Source organism: Aliikangiella coralliicola (assembly GCF_007004725.1).
Lineage (GTDB): Bacteria > Pseudomonadota > Gammaproteobacteria > Enterobacterales > Kangiellaceae > Aliikangiella > Aliikangiella coralliicola.
This window is the reverse complement of the sequence record NZ_ML660161.1, coordinates 302,799-323,566: the sequence shown is the minus strand read 5'-3', so window position 1 is coordinate 323,566 and position 20,768 is coordinate 302,799. Positions and strand designations below refer to the sequence as shown.

The 20,768-nt window shown below is 42.5% G+C and carries 18 protein-coding genes; 4 read left to right on the top strand and 14 right to left on the bottom strand.

Annotated elements, in window-relative coordinates:
- Positions 1-80: 80 nt before the first annotated feature.
- The 6 genes from mnmH to hldE all read right to left on the bottom strand — a co-directional run bounded on the left by mnmH (position 81) and on the right by hldE (position 7,882).
- The gene (gene mnmH / locus FLL46_RS04350) at positions 81-1,169 is read right to left on the bottom strand and encodes a tRNA 2-selenouridine(34) synthase MnmH (RefSeq protein WP_142892234.1); all 1,089 of its coding nucleotides are present in this window, start codon (positions 1,167-1,169) and stop codon (positions 81-83) included.
- Positions 1,170-1,191: 22 nt separating this feature from the next.
- Positions 1,192-2,223 (bottom strand): selenide, water dikinase SelD, encoded by a 1,032-nt coding sequence (gene selD, locus FLL46_RS04345; RefSeq protein WP_142892232.1) that lies wholly within the window; start codon positions 2,221-2,223, stop codon positions 1,192-1,194.
- A 610-nt stretch (positions 2,224-2,833) separates the two neighbouring features.
- Positions 2,834-4,729, bottom strand: coding sequence for a putative bifunctional diguanylate cyclase/phosphodiesterase (locus FLL46_RS04340; RefSeq protein ID WP_142892230.1), 1,896 nt, complete (start codon positions 4,727-4,729; stop codon positions 2,834-2,836).
- Positions 4,722-5,861 carry an FIST signal transduction protein gene (locus tag FLL46_RS04335; RefSeq protein WP_142892229.1) on the bottom strand — a complete coding sequence of 380 codons (1,140 nt, stop codon included), beginning with the start codon at positions 5,859-5,861 and terminating at the stop codon, positions 4,722-4,724. The genes FLL46_RS04340 and FLL46_RS04335 overlap by 8 nt, the downstream gene beginning before the upstream one ends.
- Positions 5,862-6,025: 164 nt before the next feature.
- Entirely contained in the window at positions 6,026-6,418 is a 393-nt protein-coding gene (locus FLL46_RS04330; RefSeq protein ID WP_142892227.1) for a DUF423 domain-containing protein, read from the bottom strand.
- A 30-nt stretch (positions 6,419-6,448) separates the two neighbouring features.
- Complete coding sequence (hldE, locus tag FLL46_RS04325) at positions 6,449-7,882, bottom strand: bifunctional D-glycero-beta-D-manno-heptose-7-phosphate kinase/D-glycero-beta-D-manno-heptose 1-phosphate adenylyltransferase HldE (RefSeq protein WP_142892225.1); 1,434 nt, start codon at positions 7,880-7,882, stop codon at positions 6,449-6,451.
- A gap of 424 nt (positions 7,883-8,306) precedes the next feature.
- On the opposite strand from hldE, the gene FLL46_RS04320 reads away from it, so the two are divergent.
- A complete protein-coding gene (locus tag FLL46_RS04320; RefSeq protein ID WP_142892224.1) occupies positions 8,307-8,903 on the top strand; it encodes a hypothetical protein in 597 nt (198 codons plus the stop codon).
- A 126-nt stretch (positions 8,904-9,029) separates the two neighbouring features.
- Here the strand turns inward: FLL46_RS04320 and FLL46_RS04315 are convergent, their stop codons facing one another.
- A complete protein-coding gene (locus FLL46_RS04315) occupies positions 9,030-9,767 on the bottom strand; it encodes an SDR family oxidoreductase (RefSeq protein ID WP_142892222.1) in 738 nt (245 codons plus the stop codon).
- A gap of 210 nt (positions 9,768-9,977) precedes the next feature.
- On the opposite strand from FLL46_RS04315, the gene FLL46_RS04310 reads away from it, so the two are divergent.
- Positions 9,978-10,601 carry a TetR/AcrR family transcriptional regulator gene (locus FLL46_RS04310; protein ID WP_246119273.1) on the top strand — a complete coding sequence of 208 codons (624 nt, stop codon included), beginning with the start codon at positions 9,978-9,980 and terminating at the stop codon, positions 10,599-10,601.
- Here FLL46_RS04310 and FLL46_RS04305 read toward each other — a convergent pair.
- The 4 genes from FLL46_RS04305 to FLL46_RS04290 all read right to left on the bottom strand — a co-directional run bounded on the left by FLL46_RS04305 (position 10,591) and on the right by FLL46_RS04290 (position 13,106).
- On the bottom strand, positions 10,591-10,809 hold the full coding sequence (locus tag FLL46_RS04305; protein WP_142892219.1) for a DUF6500 family protein: 219 nt from the start codon (positions 10,807-10,809) through the stop codon (positions 10,591-10,593). The two genes, FLL46_RS04310 and FLL46_RS04305, sit on opposite strands and share 11 nt — an antisense overlap.
- A 70-nt stretch (positions 10,810-10,879) precedes the next feature.
- Entirely contained in the window at positions 10,880-11,416 is a 537-nt protein-coding gene (locus tag FLL46_RS04300) for a GNAT family N-acetyltransferase (protein WP_142892218.1), read from the bottom strand.
- A gap of 24 nt (positions 11,417-11,440) precedes the next feature.
- A complete protein-coding gene (locus FLL46_RS04295; protein ID WP_142892216.1) occupies positions 11,441-11,971 on the bottom strand; it encodes a hypothetical protein in 531 nt (176 codons plus the stop codon).
- Positions 11,972-12,149: 178 nt separating this feature from the next.
- A complete protein-coding gene (locus FLL46_RS04290) occupies positions 12,150-13,106 on the bottom strand; it encodes an endonuclease/exonuclease/phosphatase family protein (RefSeq protein ID WP_142892215.1) in 957 nt (318 codons plus the stop codon).
- A 190-nt stretch (positions 13,107-13,296) separates the two neighbouring features.
- Here FLL46_RS04290 and FLL46_RS04285 point away from each other — a divergent pair, with 190 nt between their 5' ends.
- On the top strand, positions 13,297-13,734 hold the full coding sequence (locus FLL46_RS04285) for a GNAT family N-acetyltransferase (protein ID WP_142892214.1): 438 nt from the start codon (positions 13,297-13,299) through the stop codon (positions 13,732-13,734).
- Positions 13,735-13,804: 70 nt separating this feature from the next.
- Here FLL46_RS04285 and FLL46_RS04280 read toward each other — a convergent pair whose 3' ends face one another.
- Together FLL46_RS04280 and FLL46_RS04275 are read right to left on the bottom strand one after the other, a co-directional pair.
- Positions 13,805-17,461, bottom strand: a complete 3,657-nt coding sequence (locus FLL46_RS04280) for a hypothetical protein (RefSeq protein WP_142892212.1) — start codon at positions 17,459-17,461, stop codon at positions 13,805-13,807.
- A 32-nt stretch (positions 17,462-17,493) separates the two neighbouring features.
- Entirely contained in the window at positions 17,494-17,892 is a 399-nt protein-coding gene (locus tag FLL46_RS04275; RefSeq protein WP_142892211.1) for a hypothetical protein, read from the bottom strand.
- Positions 17,893-18,114: 222 nt separating this feature from the next.
- On the opposite strand from FLL46_RS04275, the gene FLL46_RS04270 reads away from it, so the two are divergent.
- Positions 18,115-18,621 (top strand): endonuclease V, encoded by a 507-nt coding sequence (locus tag FLL46_RS04270; protein ID WP_142892209.1) that lies wholly within the window; start codon positions 18,115-18,117, stop codon positions 18,619-18,621.
- Between the two features lie 107 nt (positions 18,622-18,728).
- Here FLL46_RS04270 and FLL46_RS04265 read toward each other — a convergent pair whose 3' ends face one another.
- Positions 18,729-20,648 carry a proprotein convertase P-domain-containing protein gene (locus FLL46_RS04265; protein WP_142892208.1) on the bottom strand — a complete coding sequence of 640 codons (1,920 nt, stop codon included), beginning with the start codon at positions 20,646-20,648 and terminating at the stop codon, positions 18,729-18,731.
- Between the last annotated feature and the right edge of the window lie 120 nt (positions 20,649-20,768).

Here is a 20,768-nt window from a genome sequence, read left to right as displayed (position 1 = left end):
GAGATAAAAAGCACAATCAAAAATCTCTAATTAGGATAAAAATCGATATAACCGACTATTTGGGACTCGACAAAAGCACATTAGAGGGATTCGATAAATTCCTTTACCTGATCGCCTTTTCCCTGAAATACAATTCTCTCTCGCTTTTTACTCAACTGATAACGATACATAGGATCATAGTAGTTATCTAATAGAGGCCGGATCCAATCACAATGAATATCAAAACGCTGCCGAGATTGTTGATAATCGATCGCCTTCAAAATTGTCGTTTGCAATTGCCCATAGAGTTCCCCACCCAGCCGTTTGCGAATTTTGTCGATAGCGCCTAGCAAATAGCCTTTGAAAGCCTCCACCGGGTCAACTTCCGGCAGCTCGCAAAAACCGTGATACATATCAATGACATACTCATTGAGAATATTGTCAACGCGCTTGTCTAGTGACTCCTGCAAGATAACAATGGGCGCTTTACCCATTGCCTGATGTAGCTCGATGGGAATTGAGCGCGATCCAATAAGTCTTGACTCATCTTCTAAAATAACCGGTGACAATGCGCCTTGTTCAAGTTTTAACAGTTGAATCGCCAGTTCATTTTCAAAATCAATCTGAGTTGGCTGAGGTGTGAGCTGTTTTCCGAAACTTGAACCACGATGATTCGCTAACGCCTCGAGATTAACTGAATTAGTCAAGGTTTCAATTAAAGTGGTTTTAGCTGATCCAGTTAATCCCGACAATAAATAAAAAGACATCTGCTGAGAAAATCTGACCGTTTCATCGATTAAAAATCGACGCATCGCTTTATATCCACCTTTAATCAGGGGCAAATCCACCTGCGCTTGCGCCAGCCAGGCCTGCACGGTTTGAGATCTTAAACCGCCTCGAAAACAGAACATGTATCCATTTCTCGAATTTTGTTCTGCAAATTTTCGCCAAGCTTCAATTCGGGTTTGCCGAACTTCCCCACTAACTAATTGATGACCCAGCTCAATCGCAGCTTGCTGACCATTTTGTTTATAGCAGGTTCCCACCTGGCTTCTTTCTTCATCACTCATCAGCGGTAAATTAACCGCTCCCCTAAAAGAGCCCTGCAAAAATTCACACGGCGCTCTCAAATCAATCAAAGGCGCGCCGGAAAGAAATATTTCTCGATAATCAGCAGTATCGGCTCGCATCCCGGTTCCTTATTCCTCGTTTCTAATCGCTAACCAAAATCAGTTTTTCAGCAGGTTCAATCAATTTGCCGAAACTGGACAACTCCAACCCGTTAGTTTTGGCGTGCTCAATAAATTCACCAACCGCTTCTGCAGCAACTGCGACTAACAGTCCACCGCTGGTCTGAGGATCACAACCATAGTGCATTTGACGGTCTGTCAACTTAGCAATATCAGCCCGGTAGCTTTCAAAATTTCGAAAAGTACCGCCGGGAATAGCGCCTTCTAGTCGATATTTTTCGGCCTCGGCAATCACTGGAACCTTTCTAAAATTGACTTCAGCGGATACGCCACTTCCTTTACAAATTTCGAGTAAATGACCAAACAGACCAAAACCAGTTACATCGGTCATCGCCTGAACCCCGTCAATTTGAGAAAATGACTCTCCCGCTTTATTAAGTTCACACATGTAACGCTCAGCCAGACCCACATCAGCAGGTTGTAGACATTTCTTTTTCTGCGCCGTGGAAACAATCCCAACGCCAAGCGGTTTAGTTAAAAACAACTCGCTCCCAACAGCAGCAGTTGAATTTCGCAAAATTTTAGCCGTATCAACAACACCGGTAACTGCTAAACCAAAAATAGGTTCCGGGCTATCAATACTGTGACCCCCTGCCAAACTGATCCCCGCCTCTTTACAGGCAAAACGTCCGCCATCAACCACTTTTTGCGCGATATCCGGCGTTAGTTTATCCACCGGCCATCCTAATATCGCTATTGCCATAATCGGCTTTCCACCCATGGCATAAATATCGCTAATCGCATTAGTTGCTGCAATGCGTCCAAAGGTATGCGGGTCATCAACAATCGGCATGAAAAAATCAGTTGTGCTGATAACAGATGTGCCATTACCAAGATCAAATACTGCCGCATCGTCGCTGGTTTCATTTCCTACCAGCAACTGCGGATGCTGAAAAATTTCTGTTTCAGACGTCAGGATTTGCTTTAAAACGGCTGGTGCAATTTTGCAACCACAGCCTGCACCGTGGCTATATTCGGTCAGTTTCACGCTCATGATTAGAATGTCACTCTCGGTATTCAGTAATGATTATGGAAAACTCATTAGCCTGTGTTTCAAATCAGAACAAAAGAAACACAGCCAGTTAAACCAGTTTGACTAATCAAACTCTATCCCAGCAAGTCTGTCGATAGCAATATTTATATTCACAGTTGAGGAAGTTTTATTGTAGGGTTTATCGCCTGATCGCTGCGCTATTTTCCTATCTGGTCCTTTCGATATTTTAACAAGCTGATACCAATAAAAATCAACCCGAACGCAATTAGCCCCGAATAATATCCTGTTATTTCATAGAATAGAGGGACAACATAAAGTACCAGTCCGCAGATTAGTAAACACCAGCCAAGAATGTTGATTAATTGATTTTTAGCTTGAGACATAATTGATCGTATTAATTAAAAAATAGAGAACAAGCTCAATAAATCGCGATAGTCTGTAAATCGGCGAGAATTAAACTAAACACATTATCAGCATTGATGATATCACGAAGAGGTCACCCTAAACACTCGTCATCTCAAGCAAAGCCGAGAGTTATCCCAAAGGTTTAGACGCACATTAAAACGAATACTGAGCTGGTTGGCGAGATAGGATTCAGACATTATCAAAACTAACTTTCTTGGGCTAGAATCTTAGTGACTTCCTCGACCGGCATCGGTTTGTAAAAATAGTATCCCTGAATAAAATCGCATTGTCTTTCACACAAAAAAGCCACCATTTTTTTATCTTCAACACCTTCGGCTACAACACTCAAATTCAAATTATGACCTAAAGAAATAATCGTATTGACTATTGATTTGTTGTTCGGGTTTTCTGCAAGTTCGCGGATAAAAGAACGATCGATTTTGAGGCTATCAATAGGAAGCTTTTGCAAATATTTTAAAGATGAATACCCGGTTCCAAAATCATCAATGGCAACGGTAATATCCATTTTTCGCAATTCTAGTAGCACCTCTTTGACGTTTTCCAGGTCTTCCAGCAAAATAGATTCGGTAATTTCAAACTCCAGCAGCCGACCTTCAATTCCATATTTTTTTATCAGTTCCTTCACATCCTCAACCAACTTTTTGCCAACGAATTGTTGCGCCGACAGATTAACCGCGACTCTGATATTTTCAATCCCGACGCTTTGCCACTCTTTGACCTGAAGACACGCTTGCTCCAACACCCAGTAACCAATTTTCCCTATGAGATGGGCTCTCTCTGCCACAGGAATAAAATCTGAGGGCGGTACAGGTTTACCATCCTCAGGAAACCAGCGAAGCAAAGCTTCAACTCGTCTAACCTTAAATTCGCGAATATCAACCTGTGGTTGGTAATACACGGAAAGCTCATGTTTTTTTATCGCAGCTCGCAACTTATTCTCAAGCTCCAATTGAAAGTGAGCCATTCTCTCTAGCGGCTTATCAAAAAACTCAAAATGACTACGCCCATTCTCTTTCGCGTGATACATCGCCAGATCAGCCTTACGTATTAGTTCTTCCGGCTCATCGTCGTCTCGTGGATAAATGCTGACACCAATGCTGGTGGAGATATGGAATACCTGTCCTTCAAGGTCGAAGGGCTTTTTCAACTGGTGAATAATTCTCTGACAAGTTTGCGAGGCAAACTGATGCGACTTGATATTTTCCAGCAAAACGACAAACTCGTCACCGCCAAATCGAGCTAAAGTATCATATTCCCTTAAACAACTTTTTATTCTCCTTGAGACTTCTATCAACAGTTCGTCACCTAACTGGTGCCCTGCAGTATCATTGACCTTTTTGAAGTGATCGAGATCGAGAAACAAAATCGCGACCAGGTCATTGGTTCTCCGACTTAACGCTATCGCATGATTAATTCTGTCCAGCATCAACACCCGATTAGGTAATTGCGTTAACGCATCATGAAATGCCTGGAACTGTATGGTCGCCTCATTTTCTTTTAGTTGCGTTACATTGCGAAAGCACCAGACTCGGCCAACTAATTGGTCGTTAGATAATTGCGGCGAAGAGTGATACTCAAATAGTTGTTGATCTTTTAGCGCAACGACACCAAATAAATTAGTGGTAGGATTCGCATTCAGTTTTCTGAGTTCGAAAAAAAAATTAGCAGGCTCTTTCAGTAATTTATACAACAATAATTTAATCTTACTATTTCCATACACTTCGCCGACTTTGGGTAAACTTAACAAGGATTGTGCCGCCCGGTTAAACCGAATTAAACGCCCATTGTTATCGAATGCAAATATCGCCTCGCCGGTCGCATCAAAAATACTGTCAAGCACTGCCATTGAGCTGCCGAGTTGATGAAATGTGTCTTCAAGTTCTAACAATCGATTCCGCAATTCCGCATTGCGTTGATTGAGTTCATCGGAGACTAACTCTAGTGACCTTTCGAGCAAAGTGCGCTCATTATCAAAATCACTATAAGCATCACTAATTGCTTGCGTTAATTCTTGAAGTTCCTGCGGCAATTCTGCAACCGGGTATTTTCTCTTAATTTGCCTTTTAAGCAGCTTATGCATCTAGTACTTCACTAATGGTTGTAATTGTCATGGTCTGGTTATGGAGTCGGCACTGTGCGTGTTCAACTAAAGGAGAAATTTCACCATAAGAATAAAACCCACAAAAAGGACAATCTTCGCCAACCACATCTGCCACCGCTTCCAGTTCTTCATAAACACGCTGACTTAATACGAGCCTTCGTCCCACACAGGAAATGAGTAACGCTATTTTTGCCGAGTCGCTTTTTAAGGACGCAACGGCATCTTTTGCAGCACCATTTGCACCATCGATCAATGTTTCAAAATTCGCTTTCATTAATTTTGCGGACGCTCCCTCGGGCATATCGCCAGCAAAAATCATACACTTTTCTTTTTCATCAATATTCAGAATGGTTCTGACAACGCTTTCCGATTCTCCCGGTAATTGTAAACTGAGTGGAAACCTGAGCGCAGACGAAGGAAGTTGCTGAGAAAACTCTCCAAGGTAACTCTTATACAAATCCAATGCAGGCTGACCATCCAACTCGTATAAAATATTGCCACGAGATTTTGTTATCGTTCTTTGGGGACCAAAGGTATCCCAACCACCTAACGTTCCATGCCCTACGCGGATCGAGTCGCCGTAAAATCCACAAAGCACTATTTTTCCGGACTCAACGGATTCATTGTGCCAAACCACCGTTTCCTGAAATCTATCACTGTCGCCAGCCATCCCGCCGGTCACTAAAACATTCTTTGGAAGTGCTTGTATCACGCCATCGACCAGCTCAGTTCCATTAACCAGCTGACCGTCAGATAACAACAGGACATACTTGAGATTTTCTTTCAGTAAGGCATCGGCCAAAGCCAATCCGGCATCAAAACTTCTTTGAAAATCAGCAACATTGCCGTCTAAAACCTCGACTTGTGTCTTGTCAAACGTAATCGCTGTTACGACAAAAGTGTCGTCGTAAACTTCAGTCGCCAGTATTTCTCCACTGGTGGTACAGCCGATGATTTCAGCGATTGGAAATGCACTGCGAAGCTGCTGTGAAAATTCAGAATTCTGGATAAGCGCTCGATCGCCAAAGGTGAGTAGAAGCCCTGCATAGTCGCTTTTTGGGAGTTGCGGAAACCACTGTTGATCGCGAAAGTGAAATTGGGAAACCTGCATTTTCTAATACTCCTGAAAACCCGGTCAATCTTAACGCGTATCCATTGATAACATTAAAATTCACTTTATCCTAAATTGAATATCTCTAAGAATAGTACAAGTTTTACCAAAATCAGATAGCACCCCGCAATTATTTAGTCATAACAAAAAAGACTATCTAGCCGTCATTTTGATTTTGCGATTGCAATAATAACAACAAGCCATCCTGAAATAAATGCAGTACCGCCGATTGGTGCTATCGCGCCAAACCACTTAATATTACTCAGGGCTATCAGGTAGAGTGCACCGCTAAATAAAAAAATCCCGGCGGTAAATAAGTAGGCAGCTACTTTTATCCACGATTCAGCACACAGCCTTAGTTGAAGCAAGACACCGCAAAATAATAACGCAAGAGCGTGGTACATTTGATACCTTGCCGCGGTATCAATCAATTTTAACCCACCTTCATCCAGTACCGATTTCAATGCGTGTGCAGAAAAAGCGCCGAAAACAACTGACAACATGGCAAATGCTGCCCCGACTATAAAAACCCAACGGTAGCTGATCGATTGATTCATATGAACTGGCTATCTTAATTAGCGATTTGATTACTCGTTATTTTTCTGATTAATCGACTCGATTATTCCGGTGGTGGAAACACCATCAACAAATTGTAAAATTTCAACTTGGCCACCGTTTTCAAGAACTTCTTTCGCCCCTGCAATTTGCTCAACTTTATAATCCCCGCCTTTAACCAACACATCGGGCATTATTTCAGTAATCAGGTTTCGCGGTGTATCCTCATCAAAAGATACCACCCAATCAACCGATCCCAATGCTGCCAGCACTGACATGCGTCGTTCGCAAGGGTTAACTGGGCGACCATCTCCCTTTAATCGTCGTACTGAGTCGTCATCATTCACAGCAACAATGAGACGATGACCAAGCGCTTTGGCTTGCTTTAAGTAAGCCACATGACCCGCATGTAAAATATCAAAACAGCCATTGGTCATCACAATCTTTTCCCCGTGGGCCTGGGCTTCCTCAACTGCAATTTGTAATTGTTGAGCAGTCATCACGCCAGTACCAGAATCGCCTGCGGTGCGTAGTTTGCGTCGTAATTCGTGCGCGCTGACGGTTGCCGTTCCCAGCTTAACCACCACAATACCGGCGGCTATATTGGACAGTGCGACCGCTTCCTCTAGTGGACTACCCGCAGCCAAGGCGCTGGCCAGTGTCGCAATCACAGTGTCACCGGCACCGGTCACATCAAATACTTCACGGCTGAGTGCAGGTAAATGAAGTTCCGGCTGCTCTTTTCTGAGTAAAGTCATGCCATGTTCACCACGGGTGACTAACAAAGCTTTCCAATCGTATTGCTCGAGTAACTGAAGGCCTTTTTCAACCAGAGTTTGCTCGTCGCTGCACTCGCCGACTATCGCCTCAAACTCATGCAAGTTAGGCGTGACAAGAGTTGCCCCCCGGTAGCGGACAAAGTCAGTGCCTTTTGGATCAACCAACACTGGTATCTGATTATCATTAGCAATTTTAATCAACGCCTGCACGTTATCTAGCGTACCTTTGGCATAGTCTGACAAAATGATGGCACCGCAACCGTTAACATGCTTTGTCATTTTCTCACTCAGACCGCTGTTACCTTTTCCTTGCAAACTCTCTTCAAAATCAAGGCGGATCAATTGTTGCTGGCGACTGATAACACGCAGCTTGGTAATGGTCGGTACATCATTAACTCGCTCAAAATCACAAGTTACATTGGCAGCAGTTAACCGTGTCTGCAAACTATCAGCGGCTTCGTCATTTCCAGTAATTCCAACTAGCGTAACCGCGCTGCCTAAACTGGCAATATTAAGTGCGACGTTTCCTGCTCCGCCAGGCCGTTCTTCAATTTGACCGACATTCACAACCTGAACAGGCGCTTCTGGAGAAATACGTGAGCTTCCCCCGTGCCAGTAGCGATCCAGCATCAGATCGCCAACAACCAGAACATTCGCATTATCAAAAGCAGGCAGAGATATTTTCATTTAATCAAACTCTGAGATAGTCATTAAAACTGGCTGGATCATACCATAGTTTCCTCAGCACTAGCCCTTTGAAAATTTGCAACCAAGATGATTCTAATTAACGCTCCCAAAAATATGGACATATTGTACTCAGAGTAATATTACCCCCCCACTCCATTGACAAAAATAGTCTTTCATACGTCTAAGCGACAGAAATGAAGCCATGGGATAGAACTAAATTTTGAGATAAAAAACGGAGCATCTCATTTCTAGGATTGATTTAAACCAACCCATAATATTGAATAATGTGTCGACTTTTTATCGAAAAGTTTCGGCTGTATTTTCTACCAAAAGTGGACGCAAAACAGTAGCAGTAAAACTCAATCTGTTGGTTTTCGTTGCGGTAACAGATTACCAAAATCAATTTTATAAAGGACTAATTGGTATGAAAACTCATTTTTCAAAAGTGTTATTTCTCACAGCTTTATTCGGCGTTAGTTTAATTTCATTTAGTGTACTTGCAGTCCCCCCGCACACACCTGGATTAACTACCGGCGCTCCGGTTGGCGCAACCTGGCATGAATGGGAAGTCAGAGCATACAACGATAGAAGCCCAACTCATCGATATATGGCCAGGCAAACCATTTGCTTTCGTTATGTTGGCACCGTAGGCACTCATGACAGTTATGAGTGGTATTCCAATTCTTATTTTAACTGGAACGGGCGTGCCACACAGGAAGGCGATCAAATTAGCATGCACGGAGATTTCTGGAATGAAGTAGGACATGATGGGATGACCTGGCAATTAACCACTCAAGAAAACGCGGCAAACTCTAAATTATTAGAGCAAGGCGCAGGACATTGGTACGAATGGATTGAAAACGCAGCACTTGGCTGGAGTGTTGGATTTGCAAATACACTCTGGACAAAAACTGGTAAAAAATGCGAAGACCCGGCAACTCATCGGTTTCAATCTGCCGCAGTGGAAGATCAAGAATATATCAGCCCGCAAAATATTGATCGACGAAATATAGAAAAATAAATCAGCCAAACTATAATAATTTCGAACTAAACTTAGAATCAGGGTATCAGCTATTTTCTAAATACTAATGCTCAGTCTTTAAAATGCGGTTAGCCAATAATTGCTTTTGGTTAACCGCATTTTTTATTACACAGCTTCTGCCTCAATCACGTTTTCCGCATAACTTTGATAAGCAGATTCGAATTCCTTAGCAACAGAATCAGGAAATAAATGGAAGCTGCCTGCTTTTAGCGCATTGACAATTCCCTCAGAAACCAATGATGTGGGCTCTGCTACCTCACCAAACCCAGCTTGATCGGACATATCTGTTGCAATTGGCCCTGGATGAACACTCAATACCGCAATTCCTCTTGGCTTAAAAGTCTCTTTCAATCCTTGCGTCACCGAATAAGCCGCCGCTTTCGATGCGGAATAACTTGTCAGATCAACAAAGTTTTTAATTGATGCAACGGAATTCAACTGCACTAACGCGCTATGACCATTTTTCTCGAGCACCGGTGCAAAAGCTTTTGCAACGCGGATCAAACCGAAAGTATTGACGCTAAGCTCTAAAGTTAATGCATCTTCAATTTCGCTACCCAACAGTGGTGTCTGTTTTAATACACCAGCATTATTCACCACAACTTGTACATCTGACGCAATTACCGCCAACTCGTTAATAGATTCAGCTTTCGTTAAATCAACGTAAACTGGTACAATTTTATCACCATGAGCCTCAACTAAGCCCGCTGCAGAATCGATATTTCTAACCGCCGCGTAAATTTTCCTGGCGCCATGTGCAATAAAAGACTCAACTATCGCTTTGCCGATTCCTCTGTTTGCACCGGTAACCAACGCGACTTTACCTTGAATATCCACTTTCATTTTATCTACCTCAATCTAGATGATGACTTAAGTTAATTGGACTTCTTCTATTTTCTTTGAATCAGACTGCTTTTGATCGAGCTACTGTTGTTCACGACAAACTCGAGCATGCTTCTAATAGAACTTAAATATGTACCGATCGGTACATTTGATTCTATTATACCGATCGGTATAATACTGTCAAGTCACTTAAGAAATCAGGTGCATGTCATGAAGGGCGGCAGGCAGAGAGAATTTGACAAAGAGCTGGCATTAGAAAATGCCATGTATGTTTTCTGGAAAAAAGGTTACGTTGGTGCTTCTCTGACAGACTTAACAACTGGAATGGGCATCAATAAGCCTAGCATGTACGCCGCATTTGGAAATAAAGAGTCACTGTTTATCAGCGCGACCGACCACTACCTGGAAAAATACGCAAAACCAGCCAATCGCTTACTTCATACCGATGGTGTTCCACTTAAACAGAGAGTCATTGACTATTTAACAGCGATTGTGGCAAATCAGTGTGACTCTTCAAAACCTTGTGGCTGTTTTATTTCGATGAGCGTGACTGAGGCCGCCGGTGAGACAATTCCAGAAAAAGCGCTGGAAGCGATTTCAACAGCAAGTGGTTTTAGCGAAACTTATCTGACTCAATTTTTTCAACAAGAAATTCAGCTTGATAATCTTTCTTCACAATACGATGCTAATGATCTAGCGGTTTACTTTCTCACGCTCCTTCACGGAACTGCAGCGCAATCCAGAAATGGAAAATCAGCCAAACAACTCCAATCGATCATTAACACGGCAGTCAATCAGTTATCATTCGAGCCAGACGCAAAAACTAATCCATAGCTTCTATCAGTTGTTTGATTTTTACTGCTTTCTCAAAGTGATCCAGCCGATGAGTCATAATCCACCACTGCGCCACTTCCATTAGTAGCTCAGGATTATCATTTTTATTGGAGAAAAAAGCGTAAAACGAAAGACCGACCTGTTCACCTTTACTCTCAATTTTCTTGTTACAAACCTGAATGATCTTATTTTTTATGGATTGATTCATCCGTATCCTAAATTTTTTATCAGTTAAATGTTGTGAATAACTTGCGGCAAGCCTAAATAGTGGATATCGATTAGAGCGTTTTAGTCATCGGAATAAATTGAATGGTCAGCCTATTTCCCAGCGGGTATTCAACGGCACTCTGCGCGATAAAACCGTGACGCTGGTAAAGTGGCTTACCTGGCAAGGTTGACATTAATTCCAGCCGCGTAAATCCTTTCTTACGCGCAGCTTGTTCGCAGTGATGCATGATTAATGATCCAATCCCTCTTCGCGCGTACTCCGGCGCTACAAAAAATGCTCTTATTTTAGCTGCGTCAACTTCCGGATTGAGTAATGATGAATCTCGCGCTGCTTCATCATTGTTTCCAAATAATGTTTTCCGATAACTCCAACCACCGGCACCAACTATTTGTTTATGTTGCTCTACCACAAAATAGGACTGGTCATCAATTAGCTGGGAATCAAGCCCCCAGGCAGATTTAAGCGCACCTTCTATTTGCGCTTGAGTGTAGTCTTTTATCGACAATTTTCTGACTGACCGTTCAATCAGTTGAGTAATAGCGTTTTCGTCAGCTCTAACGGCCAGTCGAATTGGATAGTTGATCATGATCGCTTCGTGTTAATCAAAAAATCAATCTAAACGGGTTAAATCAAATATCGCTTTATAACGCGGTTTTGCATGCCTTTCTAAATAATAGATGAAGTGCTTTTTATTTTCATCAAAACTAATAGTCCAGACATTAGTTTTTCCGGCGGGAACTAGTTTATGCGTCTCTTTGTCTGCCGGAAAGCTTTGTGACAACTCAGTTCCTCGATCATCTGAATGTCCGCCATACATGGTCAATTCATGGGGCGTTCCATCGTCATGGCGATGATCGTGTTTAAATAAAAGCCCTTTTTCCGTTTTAGTTAAAATCCAGGTTCTCGAAGTATCTTCACCCACTTTAAATGGAATTCGAATTTCTTTTTCGGAACAATCCTTGATATGCATCACAAGCTTTTTGCCCGCAAAACTATGATCGGGATCTTCAGGATAGACCGTCTTTCCGTTAAAAGTTTGTCCACAAAGCGACTTAACCACTTCAAAAAACTTTGCCTGGTTGTTTTTTGCATAACTGTTACTAACAAATAAAATAACTAAGATCAGAAGTATTTTTTTCATAGTGAAACGCTACTTTTTATTGGTTTATCAATATTGATTAGATGAATTTTTAAAGACAATGACTCATCGTTCGCAAGACTTTTATTAACTAAAACTTTGAAATCTACTTAGGAGACGAGCAAAACTGCCGACCTCATCCTCGCACAATTTTTTACTTAGTACCATAGCGGGTTGGCCACTATTGTGAGAATTTTAGTGAAACAACGATGGGTAAATGATCAGATCCCACATCAGGCCCGTTCAACATGCTTTCAACAACAAAGTGTCTGGAAATCAAAAAGTGGTCAATCGGAATACCAAGTGAAGAAAATTTAGCTGGCCATGTCGGTAGAATGCCGAAGCCTTGGCGGGTATTTTTAAGTTGGCTGTTTGAAAACATGCTGTAGTCACTCGACCACATGGTCATGTTGAAATCTCCGCCTAATATAACCGGCGTATCAACTGTTTTCAGTTCTTCCATCATCGCGTTCAATTGTTTGTTTCTAAGTTGATAATAGCGAGCACTTATCGGCGGCAATGGGTGTGTGCTCACTAGGTTGACGGTTTTTCCTGCCAACTTGAAGGTCACCCAGAGACTTGGCACACGCGTATTTCCCCAATCTTTTTCAATAATTGTATCGAGGGGCTTTTTACTGAGGATAGCAATTCCGAAGTTATCAGGGCGTGGCACAACGTAATTATAGGGATAAGCTTCTGTTAATTCCGCTAGCGCCTCCTGCCATGGAGTATTAACCTCTTGCGCCATAAAAATATCGGGTTTTTCCGCTTCGACAAAATCTATAACACCTTGGTAATTTTGATTAGAACTGAGCAAGTTCAGATGAATGAGTTTTATCTTTTGGCTAGCTTCCATTTTCAGCGAATTCTCACTGGAATAATACCAGGGTAAAACAAAGTAGCTGTTTAACGCCAAAATCCCTGTGGTAAAGAGGCTCAACACCCACTTTTTTCCTAACATAAATACCGATAAAAAAATTATCGAGCCGATCAAATATTGAAGTTTAAAATGGGACATTAATTCGAAAATTCGATGATGCCCCGCCAATAAACTTAAAATACTGAAAGCAAAAGTCAGCGATGCAAAAAATAGGATTAATCGCTGAACCGGCGTTTTTTTCTTAATAGAAGCGAGCAAAGTGAATTCTCATCTCGATTGATTAGTACTTCGTACCCATGACAGATACTGTCGAATAATTATCATAACTGAGTAGTGCACTTTAAAAAAGGTTTCGATAATATTTGAAGTCAAGACTTAAGCGTGTTTCCAATTTTGCGTAAAGCAGAGATTGGATTTTATTAACCAGGTAAGAAGCAGGTAATAGAAAATGTTCGAGCAAAAAGCGGCTGTTAACATCAGCGATGACAAATCACTCTTACAAATTGATATTATTCATGATTATTTATCAAACCAGAGTTATTGGGCAAAAGGAATTCCAAAAGACCTGATTATCAAATCAATCGAAAATTCTCTTTGCATTGGTGCATACGTTAATTCACAGCAAGTCGGCTTTTGCCGAGTCATCAGTGATTATGCAACATTTGGTAACCTGGTAGATGTTTTTGTTATTGAACAATATCAACGACGCGGCATTGCGAAACAACTCATGAGCGCAGTGATTGAACACCCGCTGTTGCAGGGTTTAAGACGCATAACGTTGATGACCATGGACGCCCATAAGCTTTACGCGAAATATGGTTTCAAACAACTTGCCAAACCTGAAGTTTTTATGGAACTACACCAACCGAATATTTATACCCGTTAGTTTTTCTCAACCAACAGGGCAGATTAACTGCCCTATAAGTAGAGATAATCACAATGATGGATATCGATATTTATTTCTGTGGAAAAACCTGCTGGTAAGTCTTTACACCATTTTTACGTCTTAAACTAATAAGACACCCAGACAAAATAATAACAATAAATCCAAAACTTCCACCACCGCCAGAACTGCTTTCTGCAGGTGGTGCGGCTTTAGTCGTTGAACTAAATGTGGTTGAGTAAGTACCGACCGTCAAGGTCGTCTGCGTAGCGGTGCTATTGGCTGACGAGCTGGTGTGTCTGACACAAATCGATTGTCCATCAGATAACGTCGCTGCAGTCGAGGTGAATGTACCGCTACATCCAATTGAATATTCTCCACCAGTTACACTAACCGTCACATCAACTGCGATTCCAGTCACTGTAATCGTATCAGAAGTTTGTACAGCAGAAAGTTCAACATCGGTAACATTGGTAAAATTGAAATCATCAGGGGTTCTATCGGGCATCGTCGTCGACACAAAATCTGCCGTCACGCCATTAACGTTAAGCGTGGTTGTAGTCTGCGTGACATAATCAGCGGCAGCAGTATGCCTTACACAAACAGACTCATCAGGCGAAATCTCGCCAGCGGTACTGGTAAAACTGTTAGAGTTGCAGCCGAGAGAGTACTCTCCGTTGCTCACGGAGATTGGAACTGGTGTTTGAATACCGGTAATAGTGATTGTCTCAGAAGTTTGGCTTGAAGCAATCTCAACGTCATCAATGGTATTTAAGCTAAAGTCTTCCGGCGTGGTGTCAGGCAAGGTAGTGCTGGTAAAATCTGCACTCACATCGCCAAGGGTTAACTGGCTAGTCGTGCCAACCCAATGTTGATCAGACGCCGTGTGTCGAACACAAATCGTTTCACCTAATTGAATAACGCCATTGTTTGAGGTAAAGCCATTAGCAGCACACCCGATAGAATATTCACCATCAACAATGGAAACATCAACCTGGTTGGTAATACCTTCGACAGTAATATTATTTGATGTCTGAGTGGAACCTAAATCAACATCCACTGCTGCTTCAAAGCTAAATGCGTCAGGTGTTGTATCTGCGATAGTGCGAGATTCAAAAGTGAAAGTTGAACTGCCGACTTTGACCGCCGTCGAAGTAACCGTCCAGTGCTCACTTGATGTTGTGTGCCGTAAACAAATCGTATCACCATTATTAACAGTTCCAGCCGATGAAGTGAAACTACCATTACAGCCAATAGAATATTCACCATCAGTGACAGAAATTTCTACCTGATCAGCAATACCATTGACCGTTTTTTCACTGGTTGTGAGTTCTGTTGACAATGCAGCATCATTAACAGTGTCGAAACTGATCGCGTCTGGCGTGTTGTCATTGACAGTCACTCTAAAGATTCCGCGCCCGTGAGTAGCGGCGTAGATAGTGTCGTCGCCATACCAGATTAATTCATCAACAGAAACATTCGCCGGCCCATCATTTTCCATATTCCAGGAAGCGCCACCGTCTTCACTGGTAAATATGCCAACTTCAGTACCGACATAAAGCAAATTAGTTTCCGCAGGATGAACCAATATGGTTCTGATCGGCGCTGTTGGAATTGAAGTGGAACCACTACCAACCGACGCATTGAAAGTCGCACCACCATCGGTAGACTTCCATAAATTATCATCTTCATATCCGCCATAGGAAACATAAATGGTATCAATATTCACGGGATCAATCGCGATACGCATAAGATAACGCTGTGGCATTTGTGCAGTCGCAATTTGATTCCAGCTCGGCGTGGCGGAAGTTCCATTAACTGTTTTATAGAGCGAGCCGTTATTGTGCCCCACATAAATTATGTCGCTGTTACCTGGCGCCACGGCGATAGCACTAATCGATGTGCTACCGCTGATTGCCGGTTTAAGGCTACTCCAGGAAGGCGTTGCATCTTTCACATTGTCGCTCACCCAAAGCTCAGCCGCCCCACCTAACAATCGGTTTTCATTATTAGGATCAAGAATGAAAGGCGCGATAAAGTTTGCGCCAGATTTCATCGCATCAATATAAATATTACTCGACCAGTTTCCGCCGTTAGTACTGCGATGAATTTGCAAGTAAACATATTCGCCGTAAAGATAATTAGAATCTGTTGGATCAGCGGTAGAAAATCCACCGTCTCCACCATAAGTTGTCGTCCAACCTTCGCTATCGCCTTTATAGATCAAAGTACCGTTGTCTTGCGTTCCACCAATCACGGTGCCGTCAGGTGCAACACCCATACCGTAAAATTGAGTGATTGAAAGACTGTTATTGAGTTCTTGCCAACCGACATTATCTGAAGCAACTTCAATATCCTCAGCGGTGTAAACCCCACCATCATTGCCAAAGTAAACCTGCTTATTATTAACACCGTCATAGTCAGGATGTGCAATCACAAAGTGGTGATCAGCGTGTGCTGAAGCAGGTGCTTTCCACCAGGTACTAATCTTGGTGAGTGTCGTTCCACCGTCGATACTACGCCATAAATCAAGGCCACCAACAATCACATGATCAGCATTTGTCGGGTCAACCCATAAGGCATTGTCGTACCACCCCTGGCTGCCAAGGTAGGAGTTACCGGTATTAACCATCGAAAAAGATTTGCCGCCGTCGGTGCTTTTCCAGATTTCGCCTGAGTTGTTATCAATGGACGCATAAACAATATCTGAATTTGACGGAGCGTAGGCGATTTCAATCCGATCATTGCCAATGCTGCCAAGCCCTGTCGCACTACTCCAGTTTTGACCACCGTCTTCGGAATAGTAAGCAGCACCACGACCACCTGCTACCAGTTTGGTGTCGTCATTTGGGTCTACGTCGACATCATAAGTTCTGCCCGAGCGTGCCTCACTCCAGCTAACACCGCCATCTTCCGAAATCCAGATACCAGTGTGAGTCGCGGCAACCAAACGACTTGAATCACTCAATGACGTTAATCGGTTGACCCAATAGAAATCGCGAGTATCTTTCGTGCTTTCTAAAACAGACCAGCTTTGACCTTTATCTGTTGACTTAAAAATCCCAAGTCCACGGACGTTATCGATATTAAAGGTACCTTCACCGGTTCCTGCATACATGGTATTGCTGTTGGTTGGATCAAATATCAATGTAGAGATAGCAAGGTTCGCCATAAAATCATCAACCGGCGCCCAGGATTGTCCGGCATTTTCAGTCAACCAAACACCACCGGAAACTGAACCCGCGTAAATTCTTGTACTATCATCGGGATCAAAAGCGATCGAACGAACCCTTCCCCCGATATTTCCAGGACCAATTGATTCCCAAATCGCCGAATTAATCCCAGCATCACGACGCGCAATTTTTTGCATTTGCTTAACTTGCTCTCGTGCTTTGTGCCAGTTTTTAACATTTAATTCTTGATTAGCGCTCATCAGTTGCAATTGTCGAAAAGCGCTCGCTTCGCCTGGATGATCGGGTTTTGGAAATGAGAGTCTTGCTAACGATCTTTCCAGTTTATCAGCAGGTATTTCGCATATATCTGACGGGCTAATACTTCGCTCATTGTTGAGGCGGGTGATCGTCTCAGGCGTTAAACTATCCAGCAAACTTTTGTGTGTCGAGTCAAATACCAGTCCACAATGTTGGTTGTGATTTTCATTAACAATGAAAGCGGTCAGCGGAACAAGCGCTGCTGCGGAAATAAATAAAAATTTATTGAGAGTTTGCATAAAAAAGGCTTCTTCTTATTTTAAGAGTCGTTCTATTCAACAACTGCAACCAGAGTGTGCTTCATTATATTCGGTGCGCCCCCGGTTTGATGTGATGTAAGTATGATTTGATATCGGCCAGGCTCAATAAACTGCAGTATATTTTGCTCGTTATTGTCAAATAATGTGAATTTGGCCGCTTTTATATCAATACGGCCTAAAGATGCTTGCCATGAAATTGAAGAAGAATTGGCATTAATCACGATGTTTTGGTTGGTTTTTACTTTAAACTCCAGGCTTCCCGTGTTTAAAATTGAGTCGATAGAAATAGACGAAATAGGATCCATTTTGTTGGTTTCTGTATTATTTGAGCAAGCGGCAATCGATATTAAAGCAGCTACCGCCAGTCCAGCTAATCGTATTAATTTAGATAAGTTTGTGAATTGGGTCATTAGTTTTAAGCGCTAAATAAAAAAAGTAATTATGTCGATATAAAGCCTAGTTGGTAAAGTAACCCTGTCAAATAATTCGTAACTAAGTTGATTTCTTACTCGCTTTTGGTTTACAAATTGGATAGCCATAAAGCAGGAAGTAATACAACGTTCTGTGAAGAAGCGGAATAATTCGAAAGTTACGTTTAAAAATTAAAATCTGACTGAAAGAAGTAAAGTAAATTGAAATTAGCAATCGATGTTCAATATGAACATAACTCATCCATTGTCGCCGGTGTACTTTTTCCTGACTGGAATTCAGACACAGTCCATAGAACGATAACCAAAAAGATAGAAGGAGTCGCTCCATACGAACCTGGCTCATTTTACAAAAGGGAACTCCCCTGTATTTTGTCATTACTCGAAGAAATCGAAGAAACACTAGATGCAATAGTTATCGACGGATTTGTAACCCTTGGCGCTGATCATTCAAAGGGGTTAGGCATGCACCTTTACGACGCGATTAACCAATCAACATCTGTGATCGGCGTGGCAAAAAAAACCTTTGCCGGCACACCTGAGGAATGCCAAATTTTTCGAGGTACTAGTCAAAAAGCCTTGTTTGTAACCGCGGTAGGAATTTCACTCAGTGAAGCAAAGAATTTGGTGGTGGCGATGCATGGCAAAAATCGAAACCCAACTTTACTTAAAAAAGCCGATCAGTTGTGTCGTGGAATAATCCCGAATTAATGTCATTTTATATTCATTCAATGCTAAGTAGTTAGCAGGTCATTTCGATCGACTAAATGAGTGCGATCGAAATGACACTATGTAACTTTTAGTTAATCAATTCTCAACTAAAAAGTGATTTTCCAACTATCGATATTTCCAGTATCAATATTGGCCAAATCTCTGACTCTTAAATTCCAGGTTCCAGCAGAATCTTTCGAACCAACATTAACCGAATAAGTCTGATTAATATTGTTAGCGCCACCGCCGCTACGATTGTGCAGGTTATAAACCGTTCCGTCAGGATGAATCAAGTCAACAATCAAATCACCTTTGTAAGTGTGAACAATATTCACTTCGACACTGACTGTGCCAGAAGCGCCCGATCGTGAAACGCTGATTGGGCTAGAAATACCGGTAGAATTGTTATCAGGAATACTGTAGTTATTGGTGTTCTCGAATGAACCACCGCTACTTCCTTCAGTATAAGTTCCGGTTAAAGACACGCCGCTGAAAGAGGAATAACCATTCAACATAACATGGTAAGTACCGGCTTGAATGTTGCTGATTGTGCAAGTTTCATTGTTACCATTTTTCCATGGACGACAATCGTAACTGCCTGTCGTGGGCGCCGAACCAAATTTCACATAGAGATCTGCATCACCGCTGCCACCATTGATCACAAATGATAAACTGTTAGCCGCTGCAGGAACATCCATCGTGTATCGTATTTGTGCATCCTTAGCACCGGAAAGGTTTGAAACTGTTACACCATTGGTTAACTCATTATCGCCGGGAGGATTAGTACCGCCACCCTTAAAGCCAGCCATAGTTGCCGCAGTCAGATTTAATACTCGCGCATTGTCATGACGACTGCTGGTTCCCATTGCAACACCATTACGCGTTTTATTTGGGTTTGACCACCAGTTAATTCGAGTACAACTTGGCGAGCAATTGTAGGCCATCACAGTTCTCCATCCACCACTGGTGTACTGGTAACCATGACCAAATGCGTAAGGCGAATTAGTTGGGTCAGCTTCAGGATTATGACGGGCTGATTGCAAGTGACCCAGCTCATGGCCAAATGAATAATAACCCGTTGCACAACCGTGATAAACCGCGGCAAAGGCTGTTGAAGAAGACGCACCAATCGCCGACGCTAGCCCACAATAGTCACTCACATTAGTGATAATGACGGCAATGTCAGCGCCATATTGATCACGCTTACCATGAACTTCGTCCATCACGCCATCGTTGTCATTTCTGAAATAAGCTAAGTCAGTGCTGAAATTACTTTCTGTGTAACTCACCTGGTAAGTGTGCACCAGCGTAACCGTCGCATCGACAGCCGAGTTGGTATAGCCGGTATTAGTTTCGGCAACCGCCAGTTCAATCAACCCCTGCATATCAGAAACCTGCGCATTTGCCGCCGCAGTATAAGCAACCAATATTTTGATATCCGGTGCATTTGCAGACGCTTGCGGTGCGATGGCAGCATCAAGGTTAAGACTATTGATCATCGCAGATTCATTGGCCGTTTGCTCCAAAACCTGCATTTCTCCAGGCGGATGCTCCATCGGCATATCAGCTTCATTGACTTCAATAATTTCGTGTATGCCGTTGGCCAATGGTCGAATTTTGAAAAGCTTTCCATCAATGCGAACGGAACCAGTAATACCACTGGCCCGCTTAACCAATACGGCATCATTAGAAAGCTGACTCTGGCGGTTACTTAATGTTCCCTGGCTGCTTTTTTTACCATGCCAGACCAGGCTGCCCTGGGCATTCGTTTGCGCGCTATGTTTATCAACGGTTAGTGATAATCCTTTGCGTAAATCAATTTTAATTTGCTGAGTACTCTGGGTAAGCACACCAGCGTTGAGTTGTACTCGGTTACTGGCAACTTCTCCAGGAAGGTTTGCCTGTGTCGATTGAGCAGTGTTACGTTCGTTGTCTATATTTTTAAACAAGGATTCGGCAGCCGATAACGACATGCTTCCTCCGAGTAGTAAGAGCATCGCAGCAATACTTTTTGTTGTTGATTTCATTTTGTAGCCTCTATAGTTTTATATTTATTATGGGAATAGAATACGGCAGGATTTCTAGTCCGCTTGAATTGCGTTTCTAGATTAATTAACCACGTCAGGGAAAAAATCAGTCATCCCGAA

Coding starts and splice junctions, on each gene's coding strand:
- FLL46_RS04280 (WP_142892212.1), bottom strand. CDS start 17,461: ATGCAAACTCTCAATAAATTTTTATTTATTTCCGCAGCAGCGCTTGTT.
- FLL46_RS04275 (WP_142892211.1), bottom strand. CDS start 17,892: ATGACCCAATTCACAAACTTATCTAAATTAATACGATTAGCTGGACTG.
- FLL46_RS04300 (WP_142892218.1), bottom strand. CDS start 11,416: ATGATCAACTATCCAATTCGACTGGCCGTTAGAGCTGACGAAAACGCT.
- FLL46_RS04330 (WP_142892227.1), bottom strand. CDS start 6,418: ATGAATCAATCGATCAGCTACCGTTGGGTTTTTATAGTCGGGGCAGCA.
- FLL46_RS04310 (WP_246119273.1), top strand. CDS start 9,978: ATGAAGGGCGGCAGGCAGAGAGAATTTGACAAAGAGCTGGCATTAGAA.
- FLL46_RS04295 (WP_142892216.1), bottom strand. CDS start 11,971: ATGAAAAAAATACTTCTGATCTTAGTTATTTTATTTGTTAGTAACAGT.
- FLL46_RS04315 (WP_142892222.1), bottom strand. CDS start 9,767: ATGAAAGTGGATATTCAAGGTAAAGTCGCGTTGGTTACCGGTGCAAAC.
- FLL46_RS04320 (WP_142892224.1), top strand. CDS start 8,307: ATGAAAACTCATTTTTCAAAAGTGTTATTTCTCACAGCTTTATTCGGC.
- FLL46_RS04335 (WP_142892229.1), bottom strand. CDS start 5,861: ATGCAGGTTTCCCAATTTCACTTTCGCGATCAACAGTGGTTTCCGCAA.
- mnmH (WP_142892234.1), bottom strand. CDS start 1,169: ATGCGAGCCGATACTGCTGATTATCGAGAAATATTTCTTTCCGGCGCG.
- hldE (WP_142892225.1), bottom strand. CDS start 7,882: ATGAAAATATCTCTGCCTGCTTTTGATAATGCGAATGTTCTGGTTGTT.
- FLL46_RS04340 (WP_142892230.1), bottom strand. CDS start 4,729: ATGCATAAGCTGCTTAAAAGGCAAATTAAGAGAAAATACCCGGTTGCA.
- FLL46_RS04285 (WP_142892214.1), top strand. CDS start 13,297: ATGTTCGAGCAAAAAGCGGCTGTTAACATCAGCGATGACAAATCACTC.
- FLL46_RS04265 (WP_142892208.1), bottom strand. CDS start 20,648: ATGAAATCAACAACAAAAAGTATTGCTGCGATGCTCTTACTACTCGGA.
- FLL46_RS04305 (WP_142892219.1), bottom strand. CDS start 10,809: ATGAATCAATCCATAAAAAATAAGATCATTCAGGTTTGTAACAAGAAA.
- selD (WP_142892232.1), bottom strand. CDS start 2,223: ATGAGCGTGAAACTGACCGAATATAGCCACGGTGCAGGCTGTGGTTGC.